The sequence below is a fragment of the Citrobacter sp. Cpo142 genome, from assembly GCF_030332425.1.
GTDB classification, from domain to species: Bacteria; Pseudomonadota; Gammaproteobacteria; order Enterobacterales; family Enterobacteriaceae; genus Citrobacter; species Citrobacter portucalensis.
Window position 1 is genome coordinate 347,057 of sequence record NZ_JAOWHW010000109.1, and the last position, 25,538, is coordinate 372,594.

At 52.7% G+C, this 25,538-nt stretch carries 24 protein-coding genes; 10 read left to right on the plus strand and 14 right to left on the minus strand.

Annotated elements, in window-relative coordinates:
• Both OGY18_RS08360 and OGY18_RS08365 read left to right on the plus strand, forming a co-directional pair.
• A complete protein-coding gene (locus OGY18_RS08360) occupies positions 1–2,982 on the plus strand; it encodes a virulence factor SrfB (protein ID WP_286552581.1) in 2,982 nt (993 codons plus the stop codon).
• Complete coding sequence (locus OGY18_RS08365; RefSeq protein ID WP_286552583.1) at positions 2,979–5,141, plus strand: virulence factor SrfC family protein; 2,163 nt, start codon at positions 2,979–2,981, stop codon at positions 5,139–5,141. Before OGY18_RS08360 ends, OGY18_RS08365 begins: the two co-directional genes overlap by 4 nt.
• A gap of 19 nt (positions 5,142–5,160) precedes the next feature.
• Here OGY18_RS08365 and OGY18_RS08370 read toward each other — a convergent pair whose 3' ends face one another.
• Positions 5,161–5,334 (minus strand): GhoT/OrtT family toxin, encoded by a 174-nt coding sequence (locus OGY18_RS08370; protein WP_003020198.1) that lies wholly within the window; start codon positions 5,332–5,334, stop codon positions 5,161–5,163.
• A 192-nt stretch (positions 5,335–5,526) separates the two neighbouring features.
• Here OGY18_RS08370 and yncL point away from each other — a divergent pair, with 192 nt between their 5' ends.
• Complete coding sequence (yncL, locus tag OGY18_RS08375) at positions 5,527–5,622, plus strand: stress response membrane protein YncL (RefSeq protein WP_071524268.1); 96 nt, start codon at positions 5,527–5,529, stop codon at positions 5,620–5,622.
• Between the two features lie 118 nt (positions 5,623–5,740).
• Here yncL and OGY18_RS08380 read toward each other — a convergent pair whose 3' ends face one another.
• Positions 5,741–6,520 carry an AraC family transcriptional regulator gene (locus OGY18_RS08380; protein WP_148361944.1) on the minus strand — a complete coding sequence of 260 codons (780 nt, stop codon included), beginning with the start codon at positions 6,518–6,520 and terminating at the stop codon, positions 5,741–5,743.
• A gap of 101 nt (positions 6,521–6,621) precedes the next feature.
• Here OGY18_RS08380 and OGY18_RS08385 point away from each other — a divergent pair, with 101 nt between their 5' ends.
• On the plus strand, positions 6,622–7,749 hold the full coding sequence (locus OGY18_RS08385; RefSeq protein WP_286552587.1) for a multidrug effflux MFS transporter: 1,128 nt from the start codon (positions 6,622–6,624) through the stop codon (positions 7,747–7,749).
• Positions 7,750–7,942: 193 nt separating this feature from the next.
• Here OGY18_RS08385 and patD read toward each other — a convergent pair whose 3' ends face one another.
• The 8 genes from patD to OGY18_RS08425 form a co-directional block, all read right to left on the minus strand.
• Entirely contained in the window at positions 7,943–9,370 is a 1,428-nt protein-coding gene (patD, locus tag OGY18_RS08390) for an aminobutyraldehyde dehydrogenase (RefSeq protein ID WP_003833127.1), read from the minus strand.
• A 21-nt stretch (positions 9,371–9,391) separates the two neighbouring features.
• On the minus strand, positions 9,392–10,198 hold the full coding sequence (locus OGY18_RS08395) for an ABC transporter permease (RefSeq protein ID WP_003020204.1): 807 nt from the start codon (positions 10,196–10,198) through the stop codon (positions 9,392–9,394).
• On the minus strand, positions 10,188–11,132 hold the full coding sequence (locus OGY18_RS08400) for an ABC transporter permease (RefSeq protein ID WP_126957589.1): 945 nt from the start codon (positions 11,130–11,132) through the stop codon (positions 10,188–10,190). The genes OGY18_RS08395 and OGY18_RS08400 overlap by 11 nt, the downstream gene beginning before the upstream one ends.
• Positions 11,133–12,149, minus strand: coding sequence for an ABC transporter ATP-binding protein (locus OGY18_RS08405; protein ID WP_275396899.1), 1,017 nt, complete (start codon positions 12,147–12,149; stop codon positions 11,133–11,135).
• 16 nt (positions 12,150–12,165) lie between these two features.
• On the minus strand, positions 12,166–13,311 hold the full coding sequence (gene ydcS, locus OGY18_RS08410) for a putative ABC transporter substrate-binding protein YdcS (RefSeq protein ID WP_079937306.1): 1,146 nt from the start codon (positions 13,309–13,311) through the stop codon (positions 12,166–12,168).
• A gap of 327 nt (positions 13,312–13,638) precedes the next feature.
• A complete protein-coding gene (locus tag OGY18_RS08415) occupies positions 13,639–15,048 on the minus strand; it encodes an aminotransferase-like domain-containing protein (RefSeq protein ID WP_149280979.1) in 1,410 nt (469 codons plus the stop codon).
• A 92-nt stretch (positions 15,049–15,140) separates the two neighbouring features.
• A complete protein-coding gene (locus tag OGY18_RS08420) occupies positions 15,141–15,557 on the minus strand; it encodes a type II toxin-antitoxin system HicB family antitoxin (protein ID WP_286552703.1) in 417 nt (138 codons plus the stop codon).
• A 46-nt stretch (positions 15,558–15,603) separates the two neighbouring features.
• Positions 15,604–15,780 carry a type II toxin-antitoxin system HicA family toxin gene (locus tag OGY18_RS08425; protein WP_047411120.1) on the minus strand — a complete coding sequence of 59 codons (177 nt, stop codon included), beginning with the start codon at positions 15,778–15,780 and terminating at the stop codon, positions 15,604–15,606.
• A gap of 263 nt (positions 15,781–16,043) precedes the next feature.
• On the opposite strand from OGY18_RS08425, the gene OGY18_RS08430 reads away from it, so the two are divergent.
• From OGY18_RS08430 to OGY18_RS08445, 4 genes are all read left to right on the plus strand, one after another.
• Entirely contained in the window at positions 16,044–17,447 is a 1,404-nt protein-coding gene (locus OGY18_RS08430) for a cytochrome ubiquinol oxidase subunit I (RefSeq protein WP_126318004.1), read from the plus strand.
• Complete coding sequence (gene cydB, locus OGY18_RS08435; protein WP_286552599.1) at positions 17,447–18,457, plus strand: cytochrome d ubiquinol oxidase subunit II; 1,011 nt, start codon at positions 17,447–17,449, stop codon at positions 18,455–18,457. Before OGY18_RS08430 ends, cydB begins: the two co-directional genes overlap by 1 nt.
• Positions 18,457–18,582, plus strand: a complete 126-nt coding sequence (locus OGY18_RS08440; protein ID WP_267390987.1) for a DUF2474 domain-containing protein — start codon at positions 18,457–18,459, stop codon at positions 18,580–18,582. Before cydB ends, OGY18_RS08440 begins: the two co-directional genes overlap by 1 nt.
• Positions 18,583–18,771: 189 nt before the next feature.
• A complete protein-coding gene (locus tag OGY18_RS08445; protein ID WP_003020233.1) occupies positions 18,772–19,002 on the plus strand; it encodes a DUF2554 family protein in 231 nt (76 codons plus the stop codon).
• A 3-nt stretch (positions 19,003–19,005) separates the two neighbouring features.
• Here the strand turns inward: OGY18_RS08445 and OGY18_RS08450 are convergent, their stop codons facing one another.
• Positions 19,006–20,967 carry a peptidase U32 family protein gene (locus tag OGY18_RS08450; RefSeq protein WP_286552606.1) on the minus strand — a complete coding sequence of 654 codons (1,962 nt, stop codon included), beginning with the start codon at positions 20,965–20,967 and terminating at the stop codon, positions 19,006–19,008.
• 79 nt (positions 20,968–21,046) lie between these two features.
• Complete coding sequence (locus OGY18_RS08455) at positions 21,047–21,583, minus strand: helix-turn-helix domain-containing protein (protein WP_286552607.1); 537 nt, start codon at positions 21,581–21,583, stop codon at positions 21,047–21,049.
• Positions 21,584–21,688: 105 nt separating this feature from the next.
• Between OGY18_RS08455 and OGY18_RS08460 the strand changes: the two genes are divergently transcribed.
• A complete protein-coding gene (locus OGY18_RS08460; protein WP_286552609.1) occupies positions 21,689–22,855 on the plus strand; it encodes a benzoate/H(+) symporter BenE family transporter in 1,167 nt (388 codons plus the stop codon).
• Here OGY18_RS08460 and OGY18_RS08465 read toward each other — a convergent pair.
• Positions 22,838–23,707, minus strand: a complete 870-nt coding sequence (locus tag OGY18_RS08465) for a helix-turn-helix domain-containing protein (protein WP_286552611.1) — start codon at positions 23,705–23,707, stop codon at positions 22,838–22,840. The genes OGY18_RS08460 and OGY18_RS08465 overlap by 18 nt on opposite strands.
• 183 nt (positions 23,708–23,890) lie before the next feature.
• Here OGY18_RS08465 and OGY18_RS08470 point away from each other — a divergent pair, with 183 nt between their 5' ends.
• Complete coding sequence (locus OGY18_RS08470) at positions 23,891–24,799, plus strand: DMT family transporter (protein WP_286552613.1); 909 nt, start codon at positions 23,891–23,893, stop codon at positions 24,797–24,799.
• A gap of 37 nt (positions 24,800–24,836) precedes the next feature.
• Here the strand turns inward: OGY18_RS08470 and OGY18_RS08475 are convergent, their stop codons facing one another.
• Positions 24,837–25,511 (minus strand): DUF3313 domain-containing protein, encoded by a 675-nt coding sequence (locus tag OGY18_RS08475; RefSeq protein ID WP_003833157.1) that lies wholly within the window; start codon positions 25,509–25,511, stop codon positions 24,837–24,839.
• Positions 25,512–25,538 lie beyond the last annotated feature (27 nt).

Below are 25,538 nucleotides of genomic sequence, written 5' to 3' on the forward strand. Positions count from 1 at the left end.
ATGTTGGTGAATCTGTGTGATTACAAACAGAGCGTGACGCTCATCGCCAATAGCGGTGTGCAATTTCTGGATTTCGGCCTCACGCCGCAGGAATCTGCGCACCATGGACGCTTTGTACGCAAAACGGCAAACGGTCCGCTACTGCGACTGGATTTCGATCTGACGTCAGGACGCTATACCTTACCGGGCAGCACCGGCGCACAACCTGAAGTGGTGAAGCCGGAAAGTACCCAGACGTTACATTATTCGCTGGACGTGCTCGACGGCGTCTGGCTGCCGCTGCCGTTTCTGCGCTTTAACCCGCCGCGTACATTTATTGAAGGCCCGGATAACTGGGCACGTGTGCAGGTTCGAAAGCTGGCGCAGCCGGACAGCGCGGGCAACACCCACCGTGTTACCGTAGCGCTGGACAGTCAGCTTACTGAAAATGCCCCCGCAGCGTTAACCCCCAACGAAAACGATCTGCTTAACGGTACACGGTTTGCGCTGGCCTGGCATGACAGCGAAATTGCTGATTTCCTTGACCAGACCTGGATTGATGGCTGGTTGCGCGAATCTTTTATGCACCATGTCACCCAACATGAGAACCGCTCAGAACAAGAGATCCAGCAGGCGCTGCGTAACTTTGAATACCAGGCGCACTGGCTGAATGTGCTGACCCTGTTAGGTGAGCAGCTTTCTGTCCCGGAAGTGAAACTGGTTACGCACACCCTTAGCACACCCGCCATTCCCGTCGATCTTATTTTGGATATCGGTAATACCCATACCTGTGGTGTCCTGATTGAAGATCACGGGGATGCCAATGACGGGCTGCGTCAGACCGCTGAATTGCAGGTCCGTTCGTTAAGCGAGCCGCAGTTCCTCAACGATCCGCTATTCACCAGTCGGCTGGAGTTTTCCGAAGCGCGCTTTGGTAAGCAGCATTTTTCCGTTGAGAGTGGGCGTGATGACGCCTTTATCTGGCCGTCGATTGTGCGTGTGGGTGATGAAGCCCGTAAGCTGGCGATGCAGCGTATGGGCACCGAGGGCAACAGTGGGATCTCAAGCCCGCGCCGCTATCTGTGGGATGAAACGCCGGTGTTACATGACTGGCGCTTTAGCCAGATGAATGGCAAAACCCAGCGCGAACCGCTGGCTACCGCCTTCCCGCTGATGAACCTGATGAACGATGACGGGCAACCGCTGTTCAGCCTGCCGCAGGACGATCGTCTGCCGGTATTCTCACCGCAATACAGCCGCAGCACGCTGATGACGCATATGCTGTGCGAAATACTGGCTCAGGCGCTGGGGCAAATCAACAGCGTGGCGACGCGTTTGCGCCTCGGATTCCCGGCGTCTCCTCGTCAGTTACGGACGCTAATCCTGACCCTACCGTCGGCGATGCCCAAACAGGAGCGCGAGATTTTCCGCCTGCGCATGTTTGAAGCTATTGCCCTGGTCTGGAAAGCAATGGGCTGGCACCCGCAGGATGAAGACTTCACCACCCGTAAGCAGCAGGAAAAGAGTGTGGTTCCCGTACCTGAAATTCAGATGGAATGGGATGAAGCCAGTTGCGGGCAACTGGTGTGGCTGTATAACGAGGCTATCTCACACTACGATGGCCACACCGAATCGTTCTTTAACGCCCTTGCCCGCCCGGACCGTTTGCCAGAGCCTGGTGAGACTAAAGGCCGTGCACTGCGCGTGGCATCGATCGACATTGGCGGCGGGACAACGGATATGGCCGTCGTTCATTACCAGCTTGATGACGGCGTTGGCGCGAACGTCAAAATTACCCCGCATCTGCTGTTCCGTGAAGGTTTTAAGGTGGCTGGCGATGACATGCTGCTGGACGTGATTCAGCGCTGCGTGTTGCCTGCGCTGCAAACCCGCTTACAACAGGCTGGCGTGACCGACGCCGCCGCATTGCTGGCCACGCTGTTTGGCGATTCCGGGCGCATCGATACTCAGGCAATTCTGCGTCAACAAACGGCGTTACAGCTCTTTATGCCGCTCGGTCATGCGGTCCTCTCTGCCTGGGAACAAAGCGATATTAACGACCCGGTCGCCGGGCTACATGCCACCTTTGGGGAACTCCTGAGTCAACAACCCACGCGCAACGTGATGAACTACATCCAACAAGCTATCGACCATGCGTTACCAGCAGGGTCGCCTGCGTTTGATGTTCTGAGCGTGCCGTTACAGGTACAGTTCAGGCAGTTACAAGAAGCACTATTGGCGGGGCAATTTACCCTGACTTCCCCGCTGCACGCGGTTTGTGAGGCCATTTCACATTATCGCTGCGATATCTTATTAGTGACCGGCAGGCCCGCCTGTTTACCGGGTGTACAGGCGTTGATCCGCCATCTGCAGCCCGTTCCGGTTAACCGTATGATCTGGATGGATAACTACCGCGTACACGAGTGGTATCCGTTTAGCCAACAGGGGCGGATTGGTAACCCCAAATCCACCGCTGCAGTAGGCGCTATGCTGTGCAGCCTGGCGCTGGATTTGCGTTTGCCACGCTTTAACTTTAAAGCTGCCGATATCGGCGCTTACTCGACCGTACGCTTTCTCGGTGTGCTGGATAATACGGTCAATACCCTGCGTGATGAGAACATCTGGTATCACGATATTGATCTGGATAAACCTGGGGCGAAGCTGGATGCCCGGTTGCATTTCCCGTTACGTGGCAACGTGACGTTAGGATTCCGGCAACTGGCAAACAGCCGCTGGCCTGCCACACCGCTGTATACGCTCAGCATAAACTCTGCCGAACTGGCAAAAACTATCGCCGGAGATGGCGTGTTGAATGTTCGGCTGCAGCTACGCGGCGGCAGCAAAGAAAATGGCCCGGAATTCTTCGTCCTGAGCGATGCCTGGTTACAGGATGGCACCCCCGTTGCCGCCAATGCCTTAACGTTAAAACTGAATACGCTGGCAGACCGTCGCCATAGCGGTAGCCATTACTGGATTGATAGCGGGAGCGTGTACCTGAAATGAGTAAGATGTTAAATACCGCGCAGGCCGCCATCGAGTGGGTGGTAGATACCCGTCAACGTGCAGCGCGTCTTGATGATGAAGCGGATGCCCTGCTGGCACAGCTTACGCTAGCCGTAGTGAGTGAATCTGCGCTGAAGACGACCTTTTCATCGCAAGGATGTATAGGGTTATATGGACACTCACAATCGGCAAAAGCACATCTGCTGGCGGCATTGTGCTGCAATGCCACTGGCAAAGTGAATATTGTTACCCCGGATCGCAGCTTTGATTATTTCTCGCATATTAATCCGGGCCATGCACCAACCAATATGGCGATCCGCTTTACGCGCGATGAAAATCCGCATGATAGCGAATGGCCGTTGCGTCTGCGGTTACTCAGTGAAGCCGAACTGGTACAGCTATTTATCGCCCAGTTCAGCGCACTCCCGGACAACCGACAGGTCGAGAAATCGATTATTGAGGCGCGCCTGGAAAAATGGCAAACGCTGCGTCAGCGTCACCCGGTGCCGGGCATTACCGCACATGATGTTGCTGCAATCGGTCGTTTCTGGCGCTCCTGCGTACCGGCAAACCAGCAGCAAATTGACGATGCACTATGGTATCAGTTTGCCACGTTGCTGCCCGCACTGGACCTGACTACCCGGGCAAACGCCTGGGCGTTACTGTGGGGAGAACAACCAGAGCTGACGCAGCAGTGGTTGGCGCTGGCACACACGTTGCAACAAACCGGACACGCGCAAGAATTAGCGGCCCCGCTGAGCCTGCTGGTTGATCATTTTGGTTTACCTGCCGAAAGTTTCCTGACCCAAGTGGCATTGACCGGCAATAATGAGACGCAAAGCGATGTGGTGGTTCATCCGATTGAAAATCATCAGTTGCTCAATGCGGTCAGCCTTTCTTTGTCGTCACTGGCGCTGCTCACGCGCGAGCTGGTCCTGACGGTTGAAGACTCGGTGCTGGAGAATGTCGATCTGCTCGATATTCCCCTCGCCCCGGATGCTCATCCGCATCCACTGTGGCAGGCAAAATTAGGCTGGATGCTGGAACATTATCGCCAGCATCTGCAACCGGATGTCCTCTTAATCTGCAACGCGGTCTCTACCCGCGCCCAGACGCCCGCCATCACCCGCAAGCTGTTGGGCTGGGTCAACGATACCCAACCCGTTCATGACGCCGCATTACCGGGCGTGGTTTGGGCCATTACCCCGCAGGATGCGCGTTTTAGTACCCAGCAAAACCTTGATGAATCCGTGCAGCAATTAATGGGCAAGCCCGGGCTGCATTGGGGTACGTTGCAGGCGCTGGATAAACATAGCTTACAACGCCTTGTCGAATGGCTGACTCAGGCAACCTCACCACAGCAGCGCCAGGCCAGGTTGACTTCTCTGCGCGAGCAGCATCAACAGCGCATCCGCGAAACCCTGATAAGCTGGATTAATCCCGCGCAAGCCGAATCGGGTAGCCACGAGTCGGTGATCCGCCAGTTACAGGCGCAAGCGGCAAAACATGGCGAACTGCTGGATGGTTTGCTCCCGCCGATGCGCATTTTTGAGTCGCTGCTGCGTATTCAGCAACCACGCGAGGAGCAGGTAAGCGGTTTATTTAATGAAGAGATTGATCTTTTTGCCGAGGTGCGTGACACACTGCACTCGCCAGAAAGCCAGGAGACCGGATATCAGGCGCACAAAATGTGGATTAACCACGTGCGTCAGTGGTGTCGCGATGAAAATAATGCCCGCCGTTTACGACTCGATCCCCGTACGTTAAGGCAGGTTGCCGACATCCTCGTCACCACCAGCTATCGTCTGGAGATGCCGCAACGCTTACAGCGCATTATGCAGCGCGAAAACGTCTGTGCCGCGCAGCTACACGCCGATATTGGTGATTTTATTACCTGGCTTGGATTTGCCGACGTTGCAGAGGAACAACGCCCTGCCAGCAGGATCCAAAAAGGATCGGCTATTTTTAGCGCGCCGAAGCAATCGCCGATGCTACGCCTGACGAAGCTGGATGAACAACCCTCGCATGGTGCAAGCCGTTACGTTTACGACTGGCTGGTTGCCTTGTACACCCGTGCGAATGAGAATGCGGGATATCAGCACCCACAGGATGTCACTGAAACCGACAAAAAACGATTAGATGCCCTGCTTTTCTCCTGAAACGGCGAATACGCCGTCATCAGAAAAGAGAAAACATCAGCGCAACGGGAAAACTCATCGGCCAGGTCGCCCCGACTAATACCGCGCTAAGAAAGCGAATCCGCTTTTTATCGCGGGAAAGAAACCAGGTGATGATTGCCGTGATGACGGCCATCACCGCATAAAAAACCAACATTTTTTGGTATAGGGACATTTAAGGCATCCTGGCCAGAAGGGAAAATCGCGCGCAATATGCTCTTTTTCATGACTCACATCAAGTTTTATTAATTAATTTAAGAAAAACGGCTGTAAAACAACCCATTTTCATTATGTTCAGAATTCGTACTATTGCGGATAGTTATAAGCCGTACTATACCCATAAGGGTTAAAACGAAAGGTGGCAAAAATGAATGTTTCCAGTAAAACTGTGGTGCTGATAAATATATTTGCTGCTGTAGGACTTTTCAGTCTGATATCCGCAAGGTTCGGCTGGTTTGCTTGATGTAACTCTTCTTGATTAATTGCAGCGTCCGCTGGCAGAGAGGATCTTCTCTCTGCCATCAGTAAACGATCTTCCCACTCTGCCTCACCGGGTAAATTATCCTTAATATGTAATACCCCTAATCCTTCTGCGGCATTATATTGCCCGAATATCGGCCTGGTGTTGTGCCGGTATGCTGATGAAAGAACGCAATAAAAGCACTGTCGCTGACAAACTCCAGATATTGCGCAACCTGGCTGATATGGCCTCCGTCAGCCAACATCTCCATGGCTTTTAACAGCCTAAATTGCTGCCGCCAGTCCTGATAATTCATCCCGGTATCCCTGATAAATATTCGACTGATCGTCCTCTCGCAGGCCCCAACCTGTCGGGACAATTGATTCAGGCGTGGTGGCAGTTCGCCCATGCGTAATCCCTTGAGCCACACGTTAAGCCGCGGATCTGAGGGATACTGCAATGTCCAGTTTTCACTGCGGGCGGCACGCATTTCCTCACAAAAAACAGTAATGAGGCTGGACTGCTGTGCGGCTGGCATTTCCCATGGCCAGAATGCCATACGTTCTATCACTTCAAAAAAAAGCGGATTTACTTCGACTATCTGCAGTGGTAACTCAGATAACGGCAATGTGGTTGAAAAATACAAAGAGCGATAAGCCATCACACCACGCATTATGGCGCGATGTACCGTGCCTGCCGGGATCCAAACCGCACGACGTGGCGGTAGCAGACACAGGGCCTGCTCCAGTTCAATCGTAATACTTCCCGCTGCCGAAAAAAGTAGCTGATGACGAAGATGACTGTGCCGCCCGGAATCATGTACGCCCATATCGGCAGCAATACCGATGACTGGTTTATCAAAGCTATCCGCATCAAAAGCATCATCGGGGGCTATTTTCATTATCTGTCCGATATTTGATATTTAAAGTCCTGACAATGGTAATGCGACATACCCCTTTCAGCAATAATGCCCGCCTGTTTTCTGTCTCTCTGGATATTGCTATGAACACACTTCGTCGCCCACCGCTGTGGCTACTTACGCTACTGATTATGTTTCCACAACTGGTGGAAACCATTTACAGCCCGGCATTGCCGGGTATCGCTACCTCTTTTCACGTAAGCAGTGAGCGCGCGGCTCAAACACTCTCCGTTTATTTTGTTGCTTTCGCCGTCGGCGTAGCGATGTGGGGCTGGCTGAGCGACTGCATCGGACGACGTTGGGCGATGCTGGCAGGACTTATCTGCTATGGAACAGGCTGCGCAGCGGCTGTTGTTGCCACCGACTTCAGCGTTTTGCTGCTGGCGCGGATGATCTCCGCCATCGGTGCGGCTGCCGGGTCGGTCGTGGTACAGACCATGCTAAGGGACTGTTATGAATCAACTGCGCTATCCCGCATATTTTCTGTAATGGGTGCTGCGCTGGCATTGAGTCCAGTTTTTGGCCTGCTAAGCGGCGGTTGGCTGGTAAGCCTGTATGGCCATACCGGTGTCTTTGTTGCCCTTGTGCTGTTGGCGTTGCTACTGCTAATACTGACAGCGACCATGCTGCCAGAAACCCGGCCCGAACATACGCTCAGCCCGAAGCTTGCCGGATTGTTCTCCCGCATGATGCGGGACAATGATTTGCGGAAAAACGCCATGCTGGTTGCCCTACTGAACACCATGCTGTTTAGCTATTACAGTCTGGCGCCGTTTCTTTTCGGGCAATTAGGATGGAGCTCCAGAGCCTTTGGCTGGACGGGGTTACTACTTGCGTTTGCTTCTCTGTCAGGTAGCCTGCTGAACCGAAGACTGTTAACGACTGGTCTGACGCCGGAGCGACTGGTACGTTATGCCTGTGTGCTGGCAGCGTTGTCAGGTCTCGTCGCGTGGTGTTTACAGCACTCCGCGTGGATCCTGATTCCGGTGTTCGGCGTGGTGATTGCCTATGGTATCGCCATTCCCAATGTGCTGAGTCAGGCGCTGCGTCACTACCGTGAACAGGCCGGTGCCGCCGGTGCTTTGTTCGGATTAAGCTATTACCTGTTACTTGGGATGATGCTGGGTTTAGCAGGCATGGTGCAGCAACTGGGGCTGGTTCTGAGCGTCTGTGCCCTACTCGCCTGGCTTTGCAGTCTGGGCCGTAGATAAACCCGATGGCGATCCTGAAAGCACAAAGCCCCGGCTATATGCTGGGGCTTTGTTGTATCAATTAGCCTGACCTCGCGGATATTTCCAACTTACCGCCGTCCGATGGCGACGAGGCCAGTGGCGCGAATAGTATAGACACACGTATGCCAATATTTAGCTATCCGTGCCCCATTCGCCGATCGCGCTTAAGATATTACTCATGCTTGATCATAACATGGCGAATAACCGTGTAATCCTCCAGCCCATAAACCGACATATCCTTTCCATAGCCGGACTGTTTTTGCCCACCGTGCGGCATCTCGCTAACCAGCGTGAAATGGGTATTGACCCAAGTGCAACCATATTGCAGGCGAGCGCTAAAGCGATGCGCTCGCCCAACATCCCGGGTCCAGACGGAGGATGCCAGGCCGTATTTCGAATCGTTGGCCCATGCCAGCACCTGATCTTCATCATCAAATACGGTCACGCTGACCACCGGACCGAAAACTTCCCGCTGTACGATGGCATCGTCCTGCTTCGCCCCAGCAAGCAGCGTCGGGGCAAAATAGTAGCCTGAACCATCCACTTTTTTACCGCCGGTGATGACCTTAATATGGCCCAACGCTTTAGCCTCATCGACCGCTTTAGTCACGCGATCGAGATGTGCCTGCGAGCTCACCGGTCCCAGCTCGGTCGATTCATCATTCGGCGGACCGATTTTCAGGCTGGCAACGGCGGCGCCAAGTTTTTCGACCAGTGCATCATAAATGCCTTTCTGGGCATAAATTCGACAAGCGGCGGTACAGTCTTGCCCGGCGTTGTAATAACCAAAGGTCCGCACGCCGCTCACCACTGCATCCAGATCGGCATCATCAAAAATGATCACCGGAGCTTTTCCGCCCAGTTCCATATGCGTACGCTTAATTGACGGCGCGGTGTGCTGAATAATGTGTTCGCCGGTTGCAATGGAGCCGGTCAGCGAAACCATACGCACTTTTTCATGGCCGGTCAGCGGATCGCCCACCGTTTTACCGCGACCAAACAGCACGTTAATCACGCCAGCCGGATAAATGTCTTTGGCGAATTCGGCTAATTTAAGCGCCGTCAGCGGGGTAATTTCTGACGGTTTAATCACCACGCAGTTTCCCGCAGCCAACGCTGGAGCCAGCTTCCACGCCGCCATCATCAGCGGATAGTTCCACGGCGCAATAGAGGCCACCACGCCCAGTGGATCACGGCGAATCATCGAGGTATGCCCTTCCAGATATTCACCGGCCGCCTGTCCTTGCAGGGTACGCGCCGCACCGGCGAAGAAGCGGAAAACATCGACAATAGCGGGAATTTCATCGTTGAGAACACAGTGCAGCGGTTTACCGCAGTTAAGTGATTCCAGCTCAGCGAAGGTTTGCGCGTTATCAGCAATAGCATCCGCCAGTTTCAGCAGCAGTTCAGAGCGGACTTTCGGCGTGGTTTGCCCCCAGGTGGCAAACGCGGCGTCTGCTGCACGTACAGCGGCATCAACCTGCATGGCTGACGCCTCAGCAATCTCCAGAATGAGTTCACCAGTGGCAGGGTTATAGACTGGCTGCTTTTCACCTTCACCGTTGACCAGCTCGCCATTAATCAGTAATTGATGTTGCATAGCAATTTCCCATATCGTCGTTTATTTACCGTTTCCGGCGAGAGTGTCGCCTTCACGCGTTAGCCACCAGGCCCCTAAAATTGGCAGTGTTGTCACCAGCATTACCAGCAATGCCACAACGTTGGTGACCGGCACATCCCGTGGACGGCCCAATTGATTGAGCAGCCACAGAGGAAGTGTTCTTTCATGTCCGGCGGTGAACGTTGTCACGATGATTTCATCAAACGACAAGGCAAACGCCAGCATCCCCCCCGCCAGAAGTGCCGATGCCAGATTTGGCAGCACGACATAACGAAAGGTTTGCCAGCCATTGGCGCCAAGATCCATAGACGCTTCGACCAGACTCCATGAGGTACGGCGAAAACGCGCCACAACGTTGTTAAACACCACCACCACGCAAAACGTCGCATGGCCCACCACGATCGTGAGAAAACCCGGCTCCAGGTTGATGGTTTTAAACGCCGTCAACAGCGCAAGGCCGGTAATAATGCCCGGCAGCGCGATCGGCAACAGTAGCAACAGCGATATTGCACTTTTGCCAAAAAAGTCCCTACGCCACAGCGCGGCCGCGGCCAGCGTCCCCAGAACAAGGGCAATAGCTGTCGACAACGCAGCGATCTTAAGTGACAACGTCACAGACTCCAGGATATCGCTACGCTGCGCAGCAACGCTAAACCACTTCAGCGTTAATCCCTGGGGTGGAAAACTAAAAGCAGCCTCCTCAGTATTAAAAGCATAGGTGGCGATGATGAGGATGGGAAAGTGCAGGAAAATAACCCCGCCCCATGCCGCCAGTTTGAGTAGCCAGGGTGCGCGTTCAGAGTGCATCGAAAGCTCCCAGACGCTTCACGAACGCCAGATACAGTGCGATTAACACAATCGGCACCAGAGTAAATGCCGCCGCCATCGGCATATTGCCGATCGCCCCTTGTTGCGAATACACCATGTTGCCGATGAAATAGCCCGGCGGTCCCACCAGTTGCGGCACAATAAAGTCGCCCAACGTCAGAGAGAAGGTAAAGATCGAACCCGCTGCAATGCCCGGTATCGCCAATGGAAGCACCACATAGCGGAAGGTTTGACGCGGACGCGCGCCCAAATCAGCAGAAGCCTGTAACAGCGACGGCGGAAGTCTCTCCAGCGCGGCCTGTACCGGCAGGATCATAAACGGCAGCCAGATATAGACGAACACCAGGAAACGCCCTAACCCTGAAGTCGACAGCGTATTGCCGCCTACCGCAGGTAATGTCAGGAACGAAAGCAGCAACGGCTCCAGCCCAAGGTGGGTTAAAAACCACTGCGCCACGCCGTCTTTAGCCAACAGCAGCGTCCACGCATAGGCTTTAACGATGTAGCTGGCCCACATTGGCAACATTACGGCAATGTAAAAAAAAGCCTTCATTTTGCCGCTGGTATAGCGAGCCATATACCACGCCATCGGAAACGCCAGAATCGCGCTGGCGATGGTGACCGCTACCGCCATCGTCAGAGTGCGCAAAATGATGTCGTAGTTAGCGGGATTAAACAGCGCCTGCAAATTCGCCAGCGTCAGGTCTGGTGTGACCGACATGGTGAAATCGTCGAAGGTATAAAAACCTTGCCACAACAGTGTCAGTAATGAGCCAAAGTAGACGATGCCAAACCACATCAGCGGTCCGAGGAGCAGCAAAAACAGCCCCAGCGCCGGATTACGCCAGAAGTAACCTGAGATCCGGTTCAGGTTGGTCGACTGTGGAGGCGAATGTAAGACGTTCATAGCCATTCACCTCTCCTCAACCAGCGGTACCATCACGTCGCGGGACCACGATGCCATCACCTGCTGACCCGGCGACAACGTTGACGGTAGCATTTCTCCCGTCAGGTTAGCCTGGCTAACCAGCAGTTTTTCCCCTCCGGCGAGTTTCAGCTCAAACCGTGTCGCCGCACCCTGGTATTGCACCGCCTGGATTATCCCCGGAGCCTGGACTTCTCCTCCGGCATCATTTAAGCGAATATGTTCCGGACGCAGAGAGAACATCCCCTGTAACCCGCAAACGTTCGCCGACATCGTCGCATCGAAGACATTTGACGTTCCGACGAAACTTGCCACAAACGGTGTCCGCGGACGCATATACAGTTCACGCGGAGAATCCACCTGTTCGATGCGACCGTTATTAAACACCGCCACACGATCGGACATCGACAGGGCTTCACCCTGATCGTGGGTAACAAAAATGAAGGTGATGCCAAGGGATTGCTGTAATTTTTTCAGCTCCAGCTGCATCTGCTCACGCAGTTTGAGATCCAATGCCCCGAGCGGTTCATCCAACAGCAGGACGCGCGGCTCATTGACCAGCGCCCGGGCAATCGCCACGCGCTGCCGCTGACCACCGGAAAGTTGCGACGGTTTGCGTTCATAAACAAAACCGAGCGCAACTTTATCCAACGCCTCTCGCGCTTTGGCGTGGCGCTGTTTTTTATCGATGCCTTTGACCATCAGCCCGTAAGCGACGTTGTCGAGAATCGACATGTGCGGGAATAACGCGTAATCCTGAAATACCGTATTTACATCCCGCTCCCAGGGCGGCAATTCGCTGGCCTGTTTACCAAAAATAGTGATTGCGCCGCCTGACAGTTGTTCAAACCCAGCAATCAGGCGCAGACAGGTGGTCTTGCCGGAGCCGGATGGCCCCAGCATAGAGAAAAACTCACCGTCGTTAATCGCAATACTTACCCCATCAACTGCTCGAACATCCCCATACAAACGCGAGACGTTATGAAACTCCACTGCGTACGTCATAAAACCCCCAGCGGAATTAACGACCGCCCATAATGGCGATGTAATCCTGCGTCCAGCGACTGTAAGGAACGAATTTTCCACCTTCGGCAATCGGCGTTTTCCAGAAGGCAATTTTGTCGAAATAACTATAGCCGTTGGTTTCACAGCCTTTTTCACCCAGTAACGGGCTGGCTTTACAACCTTCAGGCACTACTGGCAGAGAACCAAACCAGGCCGCTACGTCGCCCTGTACCTTCGGGGTTAATGACCAGTTCATCCATTTGTAAGCACAAACCGGGTGTTTCGCTTCACTGTGCAGCATGGTGGTATCAGCCCATCCGGTAACCCCTTCTTTTGGGAAGACCGTGGCAATTGGCTGACCTTCGCCTTTCAAGGCGTTAGCCTGATAAGGCCAGGCGCTTGACGCTACCACGCCTTCGTTTTTGAAATCGCTCATTTGCACGGTGGTATCGTGCCAATAGCGATGGATCAGCGCGTGCTGATCGCTCAGGACTTTGATCACCGCCTGATACTGTTTTTCAGTGAGCTGATAGGGATCGGTAATACCCAACTGCGGCTGAGTGGCTTTAACGAATAACGCGGCATCGGCAATATAGATCGGGCCATCGTAGGCCTGAACGCGCCCTTTATTGCTTTTCCCGTCCGCAAGTTTTTGCTCAACAAACACCACGTTCCAGCTATCCGGCGGCGTTGGGAAAATTTTGGTGTTATACATCAGTAGGTTTGGTCCCCACTGGTACGGTGTGCCATAAACTTTTCCGCCAACGTTAAACCATTCGCCTTTTACCACGCGTGGATCGATGGTTTTCCAGTTAGGGATCAGCGCGGTATTAATTGGCTGAACGCGTTTTCCCATAATCAGGCGCAGTGAGGCATCACCAGAAGCGGTAACCAGGTCGTAGCCGCCTTTTGCCATCAGGCTGACCATTTCATCAGATGTGGCTGCCGTTTTTACATTAACCGCGCAGCCGGTATCTTTCTCAAACTGTGAGACCCAGTCATATTGTTTATCGGTTTGCCCACGTTCGATATAGCCCGGCCAGGCAATAATATCCAGGCGGCCTTCCGGTTTATCTAATGATGTGGGGGGTTCGGCTGCCTGCGCAGTCATCAGCGTCATACTGAGTGCGCACAGGCTACTGAGGGCAAACTGCTTGCTCATAACGTCTTACTCCTGTCTAAAAAATATTGAGCGGCAGCCTTGCCGTAAATATATGTCCTTTTCTAAAAATAGTCGGGGTGTTGTAAGCGTTCCTGCTGGCGCAAGGAAATTTAATCAGGTTGTGAGCTAACGCTCATTACGCTACAGACTCTGACCAGGGGGTAATCTTCTGGAGTATAGACAAGGAGTTAGACGCAGAGGTGGCAATAGTATTAACTATTGATATTTTGTATGGACGCACCCGATATAAATAATACCGTGGTTCAGCATTCACTATTTCGAAAATAAGAACACGCTATTCATTTATATTGAATAGCGCGTTATGGTTTATTTCATCATTTCACGAATTAATTTACCAAGCTGTTTTACGGCCTGCTCTTCGCGATCTCCCCAGTGCCATGCAGTATTAAAACGAAAAAAACGTGTCCAGCTTCCCGAGGTCGAGAACATTTTCCCCGGCGCAATACTGATGTGGTGTGCCAGCGCATGGGTACTGAGCACACCGGCATCAAGCGGTTCCGGCAGCTCCAGCCACAGAAAATAACCGCTGTCGTTGTGGTGAATTTTGACTTCCGCCGGAAGATGACGCAGCAGCGTTTGCCAGGCCTGTTGTTTACGTTCCGCCAGTTGCCGACGCAAGCGCCGTAAATGCGCGTCATAGCGCCGGGTTGAAAGATAATCAACAAGGGCAAGCTGCATAGGCGAACTGGTAGATAAGGTGCTCATTAGCTGGAGTCGCTGAATACGCCGGGCATGTTTCCCTGCTGCTACCCAGCCAATACGAAATCCTGGCACCAGGCACTTCGAGAAAGACGAACAATGCAGAACGCTGTCGGCGCGATCCCAGGCTTTGGCAGGCAACGGTTTTTCGCGGCCAAAGTACAACTCGCTGTAAACATCATCTTCAATCAACATTACGTGGTATTTTTCCAGCAAGGCGACCAGACGCGCCTTTTTCTCTGCGCTGAGCGTAAAACCCAGTGGGTTTTGGCTGTTGGTCATTAGCCAGCAGGCTTTTACCGGGTACTCCTGCAACGCCTGCTCCAACGCAGCAAGATCGATCCCCTCGTTAACGTCGGTGGCCACCGACAACGCCTTCAGACGTAATCGTTCCAGGGCCTGCAACGCCCCGTAAAAACAGGGGTTTTCGACAATCACCCAGTCACCCGGTTCAGTGACCGCTTGCAGGCTCAGATTAAGGGCTTCCAGCGCGCCGGTGGTGATGACGATTTCGTCAGGTGAAATGGTCATCCCCTGTTGAGCATAGCGACGGGCAATGGCATGACGCAGCTCAGCATTCCCCGGCGGCAGGTTTTCAATCACGCTCATGGCGGTGGCAGTTTTACTCACCTGCGCCAACGAGCGATTCAACTGCTGAAGTGGAAACAGACGCGGGTCGGGGAATGCGGAGGCAAAGGGCATCACTGACGCATCCCGGCTGGCCTGCAACATATCAAAAATGTAAGTATTGATATCCACCGCTTCATCGCGCATGACCTGCACCTGCGGCGCAGCAAGTTCACGTTCGGGGCGCGCGGCGACATAATAACCCGACTGCGGTCGGGCGATAATCCGCCCCTGGCTTTCCAGCAACTGGTATGCGTGTCCGACGGTCATAAAACTCATGCCGCTGCTGACCACCTGCTCACGCAAAGATGGCAAGCGATCGCCTGGCTGCCATACGCCAGACGCAATCTGATCGCGAATTTGCTCTGCCAGTCGCTGGTACTTTTTCATTTTTCGTCCTGATTACCGGTGTCGGTGACAACCACTGTATATATCAGTTTACATAATCAGGGTGTTATTTATAACTGTTATAGTTAACAGTTTTACAACATCGTTAATGACAGTTCTTTGCCTAAGGCGCGCGCAGCTATCTGCACTGCATCGATTTTTGTCGCGTGATTTAAATCGAATAAGCGAGTGATCTCCTGCTTAGGCCTGCCGATCCTGTTTGCCAGTTCCTGCTGGGTGATATTGGATTCAAGAAAGGCATTTAACAACAGAACTTTAGACGCAACGCTCAGTGGTATTTCCACATAGTCAGCTTCAGTACCTACTGCAGAAGGTAAAGGAATCGGTTCGTTATCGTCGAAATAGAATTCAAAAGCGGTAACCAATGCACCCTGCGCAGCTTGCAAAGCCTCATGGCGAGTTTCTCCCTGAGTCAATGCTTCAGGAATATCCGGAAAAAACACCACAAACCCACCTTCCACGGCGGGTATTAGATTAACGGGATAACGCATGATTTTCTCAAAATTTCTCATATAATCAGCCTTATATTGATGATGATTACTGTAAGCCAAGCTGCTTTTGGATCGCTTTTCGCAGAGCCTCTTTTATCTCATCACCAGGATGCCTGGGCATAACGCTACGCCTTCCCTGATACCTCAACTTCAGATGATTTGAGCCGTTTGTAACTTCAACTCCCTGAGATTCAAGCCAGCGTCTGAACTCACTTTGCTTCACTGCGCCTCCCTGTCGTCTATTATACACACAAAGTAAACATTTATGATTACTTTTTAATTGTCTTGCTAGTAATAACGCAAAATCACTAGCGTGGGGAGGACGCTATTCAATAACAGGAATCCAGCTTCCAGATTTCATATCAGCGAGTACAACCTATAACAGCGCTGCAACTGTTATGGTTAAAAAGAACTGTTCTGTTTCTGCCTTCCATTGCTCCTCAGACTTAGAATTGCGCTAAATCAATTTTGCCTGCGGAGTTAAGCATGTTCGGTCTTGACGCGTTTCACCTGGCAAGGATCCAGTTCGCGTTTACGGTATCCTTTCACATCATCTTTCCGGCTATTACTATCGGGCTCGCCAGTTATCTGGCTGTGCTGGAAGGGCTATGGCTAAAAACGAAAAATCCCACCTGGCGATCGCTTTACCATTTCTGGTCGAAAATATTCGCCGTAAATTTTGGTATGGGTGTAGTTTCCGGGCTGGTGATGGCTTATCAGTTCGGCACCAACTGGAGTGGTTTTTCCGAGTTCGCCGGGAGTATCACTGGGCCGTTACTGACCTATGAAGTATTAACCGCCTTCTTCCTCGAAGCGGGCTTCCTTGGGGTGATGTTGTTTGGCTGGAATCGGGTTGGTCCAGGGCTTCATTTCTTTGCCACCTGCATGGTCGCACTGGGTACCATTATTTCAACCTTCTGGATCCTCGCCTCCAACAGCTGGATGCAGACACCGCAAGGCTATGAAATAGTTAACGGCCAGGTCGTTCCCGTCGACTGGTTCGCCGTTATTTTCAATCCTTCATTCCCCTATCGTCTGCTGCATATGTCGGTTGCCGCCTTCCTGAGTAGCGCGTTGTTTGTTGCTGCCTCGGGGGCATGGCATTTGCTGCGCGGGAATAACACACCAGCAATTCGAGCGATGTTTTCGATGGCGCTGTGGATGACATTAATCGTCGCTCCACTGCAGGCCTTGATTGGCGATATGCACGGTTTGAATACGCTGAAGCATCAGCCGGCAAAAATTGCTGCGATTGAAGGACACTGGGAAAATCGCCCCGGTGAACCGACTCCGCTGCTGCTGTTCGGCTGGCCGGATATGGAGCAGGAACGCACCCGCTATGGGCTGGAAATCCCGGCGCTAGGCAGTCTGATCCTGACCCATAGTCTGGACAAACAGGTCCCGGCCCTAAAAGAGTTTCCTAAAGAAGACAGGCCCAACTCCACCATGGTGTTCTGGTCGTTTCGCATAATGGCCGGGCTAGGCATGCTGATGATCCTGCTGGGTACTTTTGCCCTGTGGCTGCGCTATAAGCAGCGTTTATACACCTCACGCCCTTTTCTGCGCTTTGCCTTATGGATGGGCCCCTCCGGTCTGATTGCCATCCTTGCCGGTTGGGTGACCACTGAAGTTGGCCGTCAGCCGTGGGTGGTTTACGGTCTGCAACGTACGGCGGATGCGGTTTCTGCACATGGCGATTTACATATGAGCATCAGCCTGCTGTCCTTCTTTGTGGTGTACAGCTCAGTGTTTGGCGTGGGTTACAGCTACATGATCCGCCTGATCCGTAAAGGGCCACAGGAAGATGACCCGACCATTCCGCCGACAGGCACACCTGCACGGCCGCTTTCAGCCGCCGTCCTCGATTCTCAACCGGAGGCACACCGCTAATGGGTATCGATTTATCAGTTATCTGGTTTGTGATTATCGTCTTCGCCACGCTGATGTATATCGTGATGGACGGTTTTGATCTCGGGATTGGCATTTTATTCCCAGCGATTCAGGACGCTGACGATCGCGATGTGATGGTCAACAGCGTCGCCCCGGTATGGGACGGCAATGAAACCTGGCTGGTGTTGGGCGGAGCCGGATTATTCGGCGCTTTCCCCCTGGCCTATGCGGTGATTGTCGATGCGCTGACGATCCCGTTGACCCTGATGCTAATCGGCCTGATTTTTCGCGGCGTCGCGTTCGAGTTTCGCTTCAAAGCCACACCTGCGCACCGACCATTCTGGGATAAAGCCTTTCTCGGCGGTTCTATCCTCGCGACATTTACGCAGGGTGTCGTGGTGGGCGCCGTACTCAACGGATTTTCCGTTACCGGACGCAGTTACAGCGGCGGCCCTTTCGACTGGTTGACACCGTTCACGTTGTTCTGCGGCGTTGGTCTGGTCGTAGCTTACGCCCTGCTGGGGGCGACATGGCTGGTGATGAAAAGCGAAAATCCGTTACAGGATAAAATGCGCAGTGTGGCCAAAAAACTGCTGCTGGCAATGTTGGTTGTGATTGCCATTATCAGCCTGTGGACACCACTGGCACATAGCGCGATTGCCGAGCGTTGGTTTAGCCTGCCCAACCTGTGGTTTCTGATGCCGGTTCCGCTGCTGGTTGCGCTTATCAGCATCTGGCTGTGGCGCTCACTGGGCCAGCAAAACAGCCATACGCTGCCTTTTGTATTGACACTGGGGCTGATTTTTCTCGGGTTTAGCGGGCTGGGGATCAGTATCTGGCCACATATCATTCCACCGTCTATTACGCTCTGGCAGGCGGCGGCTCCGGCACAAAGTCAGGGCTTTATGTTGGTTGGCGCACTGCTGATTATCCCGATAATCCTGGTGTACACCTTCTGGAGCTACTACGTTTTCCGCGGCAAAGTTCAACATGGTGAGGGGTATCATTGATGCAACAAACAATCTGGACACGCCTGATGTGGCTGGTGATCCTCTGGGGGGGCAGTGTGCTGGCCCTGGCCGCCGTTGGTATGTTCTTTCGTCTCCTGATGACAGCTGCCGGATTTAAGTCCTGATACTCTCCTTGCAAACAACCGGGCTGCACTGTATTGCCCGGTTGTAACAAATCCCAACACTGGCTAAACAAATATGTAAAAAACATCGAAATGGCAAAACAGAGATTGTCATTAACCCGATTAAAATATTGAATAGTCACCTGGCGAAATTATCGCCAATTCCGCAGCTAACGTACCAGAGGGTGCATGATGTTTAAGAAAGGGTTAACGGTGTTATTGCTGGCCAGCGCGCTTTTTTCCGGTCAACTTTTCGCTACTAATCAGGGACATGAATATCTTCAGGTGCAGGATGCCGATCATTTACTACGACACACGGCCGACAGCGATGAGTTGCGAGTGACGGCGGAAGAATCCGCCGCCGATCTTCGTGAACACCATCACTGGCAAAAATCACGCAAACCCGATACACATCTGAGCTAACGATTAACCTTTGCGCTTCGGCAGTGTCTTCATCAGTTCTTCGGGGCTGACGGAAGCCACGACGCTGCCCGGCAACGGCATCTTCAGAATGTGATGCTTCATCTTGCCGATTACGTGCATTTCGCACGGTCGGCAATCAAATTTCAGCGTCAGGACTTCATCGCCGTTAACCAGTTGCATCGGTGTCGCTTTCCAGCTCTTGATGTTCCCTTTCGCCTGTTTCGGACACAAGTTAAAGGCGAAACGCAGGCAATGTTTGGTGATCATCACCGGCACTTCGCCCTTTTCTTCATGAGCTTCATAGGCTGCATCAATCAACTGAACGCCATAACGGTGATAAAACTCACGCGCTTTTTGGTTGTAGACGTTAGCCAGGAAACTCAAGTGCGTTTGTGGATAAACCGGCGCTGGCTGAGATACCGGTTTGCGGCTACCGCGCTGATAGCTTTGCAGGCGCGCTGCATCCAGCATATCAACGGCTTCACGCCGGAACTGATTTAGTTGACCGTTTGGCACAAACAGCGCGCCCGGCAGATTCACCTGAATATTACGGACGTAGTACATCGTCTGACCAAGTTTTGCCAGTCCGTCCTGTAGGTTACTCAACGCTTTTTCCGCATTGTTCGCTTCCTCAAACTGGCCGTCCAACGTATGGGTGATACTCACGCCCTCTTCACTGGTGAGCGTCAGAATCAACTGCTCCTGCCAGCCGCCGAGCTCAATATCGATCGCAACACGGCGTTCGCTGGAAGTTTTTGTTAACGCTTGCTGCCAGTTATGATCGAGGTTGCGATTCAGCGGATGATGCGGACGCACTTTGTGCAGGTCGGCGGGCATTTCATTCGGCCATACCCGATAACGATTGTTCCCCGTTTTTTCCACGGTGTTGGCGCGGAATCCAACAACCTCGCGTTTGATTAACACGTTCAGGCCATCCCCGTTTGCCAGCGGTTCAGTCACCTCAACATCGAGATGATCTTTCGCCACCTTCAGGACTTCGCCGACCGGCAAACCGATAAACTTTGGCGAGTCGAATGCGCCGATATCCCCTTTACGGGCATTCACAAAATAATCGGTGCTGCCGCGATGGAAGGTTTTCTCTGTGGATGGGATAAAGAAATGTTCGGTACGTCCCGCTGATGAACGGGCCAGATCGCCGCGTTCTTCAATGATGGCGTCGAGCATCTGGCGATAATGCGCGGTAATATTCTTCACATAACTCATGTCCTTATAGCGCCCTTCAATTTTGAAGGAACGCACACCTGCGTCAATCAACGCACCCAGGTTGGCGGTCTGATCGTTATCTTTCATCGACAGCAGATGTTTTTCATAGGACACCACGCGCCCCTGATCGTCTTTCAGGGTATACGGCAGACGGCAAGCCTGGGAACAGTCGCCGCGGTTAGCGCTGCGTCCGGTTTGTGCATGTGAAATATAACACTGTCCTGAATAGGCAACGCACAGCGCACCGTGAATGAAAAATTCAATAGTCGCCTCCGTAGCCTGATGGATGGCCTTGATCTGCTCAAGGCTCAGTTCGCGCGCCAGGACAATCTGGGTGAATCCGACATCAGCAAGAAACTTCGCCTTCTCGACGCTGCGAATATCACATTGAGTGCTGGCATGCAGCTCAATGGGCGGAATATCCAGCTCCAGAATTCCCATGTCCTGCACAATCAGGGCATCAACGCCGGTTTGATACAGATCGGTAATTAACCGCTGCGCGGGCTCCAGCTCATCATCATGCAAGATCGTATTTAGCGTCACAAAGATTTTCGCCCCGTAACGATGAGCGAAAGGCACCAGTTCGGCGATATCTTTCAGGCTGTTACTGGCATTATGACGCGCGCCAAAACCTGGTCCGCCAATGTACACAGCGTCTGCGCCGTGTAATATGGCTTCACGCGCAATGGCGGTATCCCGGGCCGGGCTTAACAATTCAAGGTGATGAGGCTGCTGGCGCATACAGTTGTTATCATCCACAAGCGATAAAAATGGCGGCTATTGTAGTCACAAGCGCGGCTTTTCGGAATAGTTTTCCCGATTAACTACGCGGGTAATGGATCAGCGAATGAAAGTGCGCTGTTTGTTCGTGACCGTTACGGTAGCTATGCGCCCTGTCTCCGGCAAAACGCACCCCCTCGCCGGGTTTAATGGTGCGCCACTGTCCCTCAATACACATATCCAGCAGCCCATTTATCACCACCACGTGTTCTATCACGCCGGTTTCATGCGGAGTCGATTCACTGAGCGCGCCGGGTGCCAGCAGTATCGAAAAATGATCGAAGCACAACTGCGGATCCCACGGAAACAGCGGCGTGACGACCATCGCCTGCTGCTGGGGATCAAATATTGGCGCACTGTCTGACTCCGGTGGTGAAATGAAGGCCGAAAACGGGACGTTCAGTCCGGTGGCAATTTTCCACAATGTCGCCACCGTTGGGCTGGATTCGTTGCGCTCAATTTGCCCCAGCATGGCTTTCGACACCCCGGTTTCCTCCGCCAGACGCGACAGGCTCCATTCCCGCTGGTGACGAAGCGTTCTGAGCGTTGTGGCCAGATAGTGGGTTAAGTTATCCATTTTTCTCCTTCCTAACTCTCCCTTCTCAGGGCTACAGCTTAACACTTGTACGCTATAACGCACAGTGCTACAGTAATTGACCGTTATAACGCACACGGAGTCACTATGCGTGCATTTTCCATCCCTCTGCCCACCATACTATCGGGCTTCGTGGCTGTCCTGGTCGGCTACGCCAGCTCGGCTGCCATTATCTGGCAAGCGGCTCTGGCCGCAGGTGCGACGACTGAACAAATCGCGGGCTGGATGACCGCGCTGGGAATAGCAATGGGTGTTAGTACGCTGGCGCTGACATTATGGTATCGCGCCCCTGTGCTCACAGCCTGGTCAACGCCCGGTGCCGCGCTGCTGGTAACGGGCCTGCACGGGGTCTCTATTCAGGATGCCATCGGCGTTTTTATCGTGGCTAACGCGCTGATTGTGCTATGCGGCGTAACCGGACTATTTGCCCGCCTGATGAAAATCATTCCCCACTCGCTGGCATCAGCCATGCTGGCCGGGATCTTGCTGCGTTTTGGTTTGCAAGCATTCAATAGCCTGAACAGTGAGCTTATTTTGTGCGGTAGTATGCTGGTGGCATGGCTGGTGCTAAAAGTTATTGCCCCAAGATATGCCGTTATCGCTGCGATGTTAGTGGGTATTGCCATCGCGCTGATGAAAGGTGACATTGTCACTAATGATGTTGATCTGTCACCGGTTATGCCAGCGTTTATTGCCCCACACTTTTCATTAGCCCACAGTATCAGCATTGCGCTACCGCTGTTTCTGGTCACTATGGCTTCGCAAAATGCCCCCGGTATTGCGACCATGAAAGCATCGGGGTATTCGTTACCCGTTTCCCCCCTGATTGTTTTTACGGGTCTGCTGGCGCTGCTATTTTCGCCGTTTGGCATCTATTCCATCTGCATTGCCGCCATAACCGCCGCAATTTGCCAAAGTCCTGAGGCGCATCCGGATGCAAATCGACGCTGGCTCGCCGCCGCAGCCGCGGGTGTCTTCTATCTTCTGGCTGGGGTGTTTGGCGGTTCGGTCACAGGACTGATGGCAACCCTGCCCGTAAGCTGGATCCAGATGCTGGCTGGTCTGGCATTGCTTGGCACGATTAGCGGTAGTTTATATCAGGCCTTACATAATGAAGCAGAACGCGATGCGGCCATCGTGACTTTTCTGGTTACGGCCAGTGGTCTGACGGTATTTGGCGTTGGGTCTGCATTCTGGGGGCTGGTTGTCGGCGGTATCTGTTACACAGTATTGACGTTATTTCGCCGCACGTAGCTGCGTTGGCGTTTTACCCGTCATTTGTTTAAACCGATTACTGAAATGACTCGCCGAACTAAATCCGCAGGCCATTGCAATATCCGACAGGCTGCGTGATGAATAGCAGACCAGATGCTGCGCCAGCGCCATACGGCACTGCATGACGTACTGATGCGGCGCCATATTCATTGACTGGCGAAACATTCTGGCAAAATGGAATTCGCTTAGCGCTGCCTCGCTTGCCAGATCGCTCAGGGTTATGGGATACGCCAGATGCGCGTCAATATAGGCCAGCACGTTGCGCAAGGTGGCTGGCGCAAGCCCCCCGGTGACGACAGGAAGTCGCCATTGAACGTTGCTGTAATGCTGGATCAGATGCGTTAACAGTAGTGAAGATGCCGCGCTGAGCGTGAGGTGATTAGCGGGTTGCTGCCAGTCGTTACCAAGCAAAAACTGACGGTAAATCGCCGTGATCCCCGGGTCGCTGCCAAACGTATGCTCTTCGAGTGTGAAGCTATAGGGGCTTTTGTCCCAGACTTTTTCACCCACTTCGCGCAGATGAGCGTCGGTACAATAGAGATGAACAAAGGAAAGATCGTCACGAATATCCCAGCTGGACTCACTCTCTTTCGGCATCAGGCAAAAACGGTCAGGTCCCCCGCCATTCTTCCAGCCTCCCGCCGTTTTGTGGTAACTCTCGTAGCCATCTGCGATGTATAAACTGAGCGTATGGTGATCACAATATTGGGTGATGGTATCGCGTTTGTTCGACCAGGCCGCCAGTTGGATCCCCGAATGTAACGCAACCGATTCATGCAACACGGCATTATGTTTGCGTAAGTTTTCAAAGGCACCGTAGGGCTGAGACATACCATCACATTCAAAATAAGTTAGCAGGCTTTCAGTCTATAACAGCCACATATTGTTAACAGCTGCCTTTTTGCTTTTACGCTAAAAAAGCGCAAGATTTTGCAAGTCCGCCGCAAGCCGATGAAAGCCTCCTGCAGCCAGACATGACACAGTGTGAGCCTGACTACAAAAAGAGAGAGTTGTATGAACGCACTGTTGTACTGCCTGGTGGTGGTTATTTGGGGAACGACATGGATTGCGATTTATTTGCAGCAAGGTCCGGTTTCTGCGCCGGTTTCTATCTTTTGGCGCTTCGCTGTTGCCAGCTCGGTGATGATAGTGACCCTATTGTTAAGCGGTAAATTACGCAAACTGTCTGGTCGCGATCATCTGTTTTGTCTGTTACAGGGCGGATGCGTTTTTTGCTTCAACTTCTGGTGTTTTTATACGGCTGCGGCGTGGATAAATACAGGCCTGGAGTCGGTGATCTTCTCGATGGCCGTCCTGTTCAATGCAGTCAATAGCTTCATCTTTTTTGGGCAAAAACCACCGCTGCGCTTCTATATTGCAGCCGGTCTGGGACTCACTGGCATCGTGACTCTGTTCTGGCAGGATTTGCTCAACAGCGGGTTTAATCATTCACTGCTGCTGGGCATCGGTTTGAGCGCTCTGGGAACCTTCGGCTTCTCACTGGGTAATATGATCAGCCTGCGTCACCAGAAAAAAGGGCTGGAAGTGTTAACGACCAACAGCTGGGCCATGCTGTACGGTACGCTGCTGATCGCGGCCATTGCGCTGGTTCGCGGCGACAACTTCACACCACAGTGGACATTCAGCTATCTTAGCGCGCTGTTATATCTGGCTATTTTCGGCTCAGTGATTGCCTTTGGCGCTTATTTCACGCTGGTAGGTCGCATTGGTCCCAGTAAGGCGGCATACAGCACGCTGCTGTTCCCGCTGGTGGCGCTGACGTTGTCAACATTGTATGAAGGATACATCTGGCAAGTTAATGCGATTGCCGGATTGGTGTTGATCTTACTGGGAAATCTGGTGATGTTTGCCCGACCGGAAGCATTGATGGGTAAAATACTCTATCGTCGTCGTGTGGCATAAAAAAACGCACCATCCTGAGATGGTGCGTTCATCATTTTTATTGTGGTTTTTTGTTCACATCAAACATGGAGGCATCGGTCGCCATGTCATCAACAACTTTCTTCAACGTTTCGAACGCCATCGGCGTGCTTTCGTTGTTCAGGTCTTTACCTTCACCCTTACGTACAACTTTAATCACCGGTTTATTGGTCGCTGCATCAATCAACTCACCCTCGAAATAGAGGTTGGTATCCATGGTACGGTGACCCGTCGCCATTTGCGTTCCTGCAACGAGCAGTGCAACCGGGACCACTTCATAGAACTGCAGTCCTTCTTTGCTGGTCGCTACACCGGTAATCGCCCCGCGGAAAATCAGACTACGTGGCCCTGGGGTTGTAACCAGAGGTTTACGCTGACCGATCGCCGTTTTCAACTTCGTATTGGTATAGGTCAGTAATTGATCAAGAACCTGCTGCCCTACCTGCGTAGTAGGTTTAGGAACCGGATAATACGTTACCGGGTTATAAACAATGTTGTCATATTTGGATTCGTTGTAGCTCGGGTCAACCCAACGGAGTACCGTTTGTCCCGATGCTGATTTTGTTTCCTTCAGATCAGAGTAATTTTTTAAAAACCCAGAATATTTATCCGGCTCGGTCACTTTTGACGCACAGCCGGATAATGCCAACAAGCCAGTAAGCACTGCAACTTTAAATAAAGTTTGAGTACGCATGAAACGATCCCTTTAGTTTTCGCAATG

What these genes read in the sequence shown, in the direction of transcription:
- OGY18_RS08385 (WP_286552587.1), top strand. Translation starts at nt 6,622, where the DNA reads ATGAACACACTTCGTCGCCCACCGCTGTGGCTACTTACGCTACTGATT.
- cydB (WP_286552599.1), top strand. Translation starts at nt 17,447, where the DNA reads ATGGGTATCGATTTATCAGTTATCTGGTTTGTGATTATCGTCTTCGCC.
- OGY18_RS08455 (WP_286552607.1), bottom strand. Translation starts at nt 21,583, where the DNA reads ATGGATAACTTAACCCACTATCTGGCCACAACGCTCAGAACGCTTCGT.
- OGY18_RS08450 (WP_286552606.1), bottom strand. Translation starts at nt 20,967, where the DNA reads ATGCGCCAGCAGCCTCATCACCTTGAATTGTTAAGCCCGGCCCGGGAT.
- OGY18_RS08470 (WP_286552613.1), top strand. Translation starts at nt 23,891, where the DNA reads ATGAACGCACTGTTGTACTGCCTGGTGGTGGTTATTTGGGGAACGACA.
- OGY18_RS08370 (WP_003020198.1), bottom strand. Translation starts at nt 5,334, where the DNA reads ATGTCCCTATACCAAAAAATGTTGGTTTTTTATGCGGTGATGGCCGTC.
- OGY18_RS08445 (WP_003020233.1), top strand. Translation starts at nt 18,772, where the DNA reads ATGTTTAAGAAAGGGTTAACGGTGTTATTGCTGGCCAGCGCGCTTTTT.
- OGY18_RS08395 (WP_003020204.1), bottom strand. Translation starts at nt 10,198, where the DNA reads ATGCACTCTGAACGCGCACCCTGGCTACTCAAACTGGCGGCATGGGGC.
- ydcS (WP_079937306.1), bottom strand. Translation starts at nt 13,311, where the DNA reads ATGAGCAAGCAGTTTGCCCTCAGTAGCCTGTGCGCACTCAGTATGACG.
- OGY18_RS08360 (WP_286552581.1), top strand. Translation starts at nt 1, where the DNA reads ATGTTGGTGAATCTGTGTGATTACAAACAGAGCGTGACGCTCATCGCC.
- OGY18_RS08430 (WP_126318004.1), top strand. Translation starts at nt 16,044, where the DNA reads ATGTTCGGTCTTGACGCGTTTCACCTGGCAAGGATCCAGTTCGCGTTT.
- yncL (WP_071524268.1), top strand. Translation starts at nt 5,527, where the DNA reads ATGAATGTTTCCAGTAAAACTGTGGTGCTGATAAATATATTTGCTGCT.
- OGY18_RS08465 (WP_286552611.1), bottom strand. Translation starts at nt 23,707, where the DNA reads ATGTCTCAGCCCTACGGTGCCTTTGAAAACTTACGCAAACATAATGCC.
- OGY18_RS08420 (WP_286552703.1), bottom strand. Translation starts at nt 15,557, where the DNA reads ATGCGTTATCCCGTTAATCTAATACCCGCCGTGGAAGGTGGGTTTGTG.
- OGY18_RS08415 (WP_149280979.1), bottom strand. Translation starts at nt 15,048, where the DNA reads ATGAAAAAGTACCAGCGACTGGCAGAGCAAATTCGCGATCAGATTGCG.
- OGY18_RS08460 (WP_286552609.1), top strand. Translation starts at nt 21,689, where the DNA reads ATGCGTGCATTTTCCATCCCTCTGCCCACCATACTATCGGGCTTCGTG.
- OGY18_RS08440 (WP_267390987.1), top strand. Translation starts at nt 18,457, where the DNA reads ATGCAACAAACAATCTGGACACGCCTGATGTGGCTGGTGATCCTCTGG.
- patD (WP_003833127.1), bottom strand. Translation starts at nt 9,370, where the DNA reads ATGCAACATCAATTACTGATTAATGGCGAGCTGGTCAACGGTGAAGGT.
- OGY18_RS08405 (WP_275396899.1), bottom strand. Translation starts at nt 12,149, where the DNA reads ATGACGTACGCAGTGGAGTTTCATAACGTCTCGCGTTTGTATGGGGAT.
- OGY18_RS08475 (WP_003833157.1), bottom strand. Translation starts at nt 25,511, where the DNA reads ATGCGTACTCAAACTTTATTTAAAGTTGCAGTGCTTACTGGCTTGTTG.
- OGY18_RS08380 (WP_148361944.1), bottom strand. Translation starts at nt 6,520, where the DNA reads ATGAAAATAGCCCCCGATGATGCTTTTGATGCGGATAGCTTTGATAAA.
- OGY18_RS08365 (WP_286552583.1), top strand. Translation starts at nt 2,979, where the DNA reads ATGAGTAAGATGTTAAATACCGCGCAGGCCGCCATCGAGTGGGTGGTA.
- OGY18_RS08400 (WP_126957589.1), bottom strand. Translation starts at nt 11,132, where the DNA reads ATGGCTATGAACGTCTTACATTCGCCTCCACAGTCGACCAACCTGAAC.